This is a genomic window from Mesorhizobium sp. M4A.F.Ca.ET.050.02.1.1 (assembly GCF_003997725.1).
Taxonomy (GTDB): Bacteria; Pseudomonadota; Alphaproteobacteria; order Rhizobiales; family Rhizobiaceae; genus Mesorhizobium.
The window spans coordinates 1-3,117 of record NZ_RZSG01000119.1; the positions used below are offsets into that span (position 1 = coordinate 1).

Below are 3,117 nucleotides of genomic sequence, written 5' to 3' on the forward strand. Positions count from 1 at the left end.
GGATCAGCTTGCGCCGGATGGCGGTCGAGAACTCGGAAGCCGCGTAGATCGGCAGCACGAAGGAGCCCGGCCCGCCGGTGACGCATTCGGCATAGTAGCGGTCGAGATGGCTGAAGGTTGGCGATGGGCTGATCAGGATCGGCAGGCCGTTGACGATGATGCCCTTGGCCAAAGCCGCGTCGCGCTCCGTGGTGACTGGCGGACCGGTGTTGTTGGGGCCGTCGCCGGAAATGTCGATGACGCGCCGCTGCGTCTTGAAGGCGCTTTGCCCGAAGAGCCCGGTGCCGAAGGCGAGCGCGCCGGAGATTGAAGTGCCACGGAAGCTGCGGAAGGGCCGCGCCGCGATCCCGTCAGCGAAGGCATCGGCGCTGTCGCTGCCATCAATGATCTGCCAGGCAAGCACCGCGTCGTCGCGGATGGTGCCCGCCCACTCGAAATAGGCGATCGCGATGCGGCCGTTGGTGCCAGCTCGCACCGCCTTGATGAAGTCCGGATGCCTGAGCGCCTCGACATAGCCGGCGCGCTGCAGCGCGAACTCGCGCTCGTCCATCGACGTCGAGATGTCGACCGCAAGCACCAGTTCGACATCCACAGCGGCTTGCGCGGCTGGCATCGGCAAGGGCGTTGCCTGAGCGCAGCCGAGACAGGCAAGCAGGCTGAGCACGTCGAACATGGTCGCGTGCGTCCGGTTTGACGCGCATCATCTTCCGCGCCGATCACGGCGAAATAAAGCTGGAGCAATTCCAGCAAAAGCGTGAAACGGTCAGGCTCGGCGACTTCGCCGTAGCCTTCCGTCCGGAATTGCGCGAAAACAAAGAGATAGACCGCCGCTCTATCGCTCACTTCTTCTTGCGCGCAGCGTGCGGCGGCGGCTCGATCGCGCCGGCCCTGACCCGCGCGGGCTTCAGCGCCGACCCGGCTGTATCCTTCACGATCGTCAGCGAGCGCGGAAAGAACTGGTTGTTGTGCTGGCCGCGGCCGATGTTGAGGATGGCGGCATCCGGCAGGCGCTTCTCCAGCATCGCCAGCACGCGTCGCAGCGTCGCGCCGTCGAACGTGTCCATCGCCTCGTCGATGATCACCCATTTTGGCCGCCTGAGCGCGAGCCTGGCGACGGCAAGCAGGCGCTGCTCGTCATCGGCCAGTTCGTGCTCCCAGCGCGCCGAACGGTCGAGCGAGGAGGCAAGCCGTTCGAGGCCGACTTCCGTCAGCACCGCCGCGATCTCGGCATCCTCGACCGTGATGTCGTCGGTGTGGTTCAGCACCTCACGCAGCGTGCCGAGCGGGAATAGGGGGTGCGCGGAACGAAGATCGGCGCCGCTCCGGTCGGCATGCCGATGCGGCCGCTGCCCCACGGCCACAGCCCGGCAATGGCGCGGAAGAACAGCGTCTTGCCGGCGCGCGGGTCGCCGGTGATCATGACGCGCTCGCCGGGGCGAATCTCGACATGCGGCTCGGCAAGCTTCGTGCAGCCGTCAGGCGAGGCGACCTCAAGCTTCTCGAAGGTCAGCGTCCCGCCGGGGTTTTCGGCAAAAATGATGCGCTTTTCGGTGTCGTGGAAGACATCGGTTTCGCCGAGCGCGATGCGGAAATCGGCGACGCGCATCAGCGTCGCTCGCCAATCGGCGATGCCGCCTATGTTGTTGATGAACCAGCGCAGCGAGGAATGGACCTGGTTGAAGGCGCCGACCGCCATCATCAGGCCGCCGAAGCTGATGTCGCCGGCGAAATAGACCGGCGCGGCAACCAGGATCGGCGCCACCACGGTGATCCAGCCATAGGTGTCGGTGACCCAGGAGAGATTGATCTGGGCGCTGTAGATGCGCCGCATGGCGCCGAGCACCGTGCCGAGGTCGAGCTCGAGTTGCCGCCTGGCGTCGGCCTCGCCATGCGCAAGCGCGATGGCATCGATGTTCTCGTTGACGCGGACCATTGAGGACCTGAGTTCGGCCTCGCGCGTGTAGCGGTCGCTGTTGAAGCGGATCAGCGGCCGTCCGACCAGCCAGCTCAGCCATGAGGCGATGCCGGCATAGAGGATCGCCGCCCACACCATGTAGCCAGGGATCGCCAGCGAATAACCGCCGATGTGGAAGACGAAGCCCGACGACAGTGTCCACAGCACACCGATGAAGGACGCCAGCAGGATGAAGGCCTGCAGGAGGCCGACGCCGAGATCGGTCGACAGGTCGGAGAGATGGCCGGCGTCCTGCTGCATGCGCTGGTCCGGATTGACGCCGATGGCGCCGGCATGCGCCAGCCGGAAGGCGCGCGCCGGCCGCATCCACTCCTCGATCAGGTCGAGCGTCAGCGCCTCGCGCAGCTTCAGGCGGATGGTCTGATTGAGCCAGGTCTGGCCGACATTGAGCACCAGAAGCCCGCCGGCGATGGCAGCGAAGACCATGAGTTGGTGCAGGAAACCCGGCAGGTCACGCCGCGCCAGCGCATCGTAGAAGGGCTGGTTCCAACGGTTGAGCAGCACTTGGCCGATCGCAGTCGCGACGATGACGGCGACGATGCCGAGACAGGCCCAGACGAACTGCCTGCGCACCGGCGAGGATTTCAGCGCCTGCCGGATCGTCGCCAACTGGTCGCCGAGGCTGCTGGCTTCGACAGACACGGCGGCGGGCGCCGGACCGGCCTTGTCATCCGCTTGATCAGCCATGTCAGATGTCCCTGCTTTCGGAAAAGGTACTGAAACCGGCGCGAGCGCGACCGGCATGTCCTTCAGGCCGCGAACCCGCCCCCGACAGATAGGATGAGGCAAGGCGCTGCCGCGATCACGAACGCGTCACCCGGGCTTGCACCTTGTTCGCGGCCAGCCGCCCGAGCCTGGTGGCGCCTTGCGGCGTCAGCACAGGCACGAAGACACGGCGCGAGGCGCGCTGCACGACCGGCACGCCCTGGTAGAGCCGCTTTTGCGCCTCGACCACGATGACGCCGGAAAAGATCGGCCAGAAGCGCCGGCCGGCGCGCTCCAGCACATTGTGGAACCGCATCATGAAACGCCGCGGCGACGGCGGGAAGAACAGCGCGTCCGACCACGCCGCCGGCGTGAAGTTCGCCTCGCGCAGCAATTCCGTGAGCTGGCCGCGCGAGAACGGCCGGCCATTGCCGAAC

At 66.4% G+C, this 3,117-nt stretch carries 1 protein-coding gene and 2 pseudogenes; all 3 read right to left on the reverse strand.

Annotation, left to right across the window (positions count from 1 at the left end):
• A partial coding sequence (locus tag EOA33_RS11140; protein WP_145989112.1) for a DUF1194 domain-containing protein occupies positions 1 to 673 on the reverse strand: 673 nt, incomplete at its 3' end.
• Positions 674 to 839: 166 nt separating this feature from the next.
• Positions 840 to 2,662, reverse strand: a pseudogene (locus tag EOA33_RS11145) (ABC transporter ATP-binding protein/permease).
• Between the two features lie 115 nt (positions 2,663 to 2,777).
• A pseudogene (locus EOA33_RS40390) lies at positions 2,778 to 3,117 on the reverse strand (SAM-dependent methyltransferase); the annotation flags it as partial.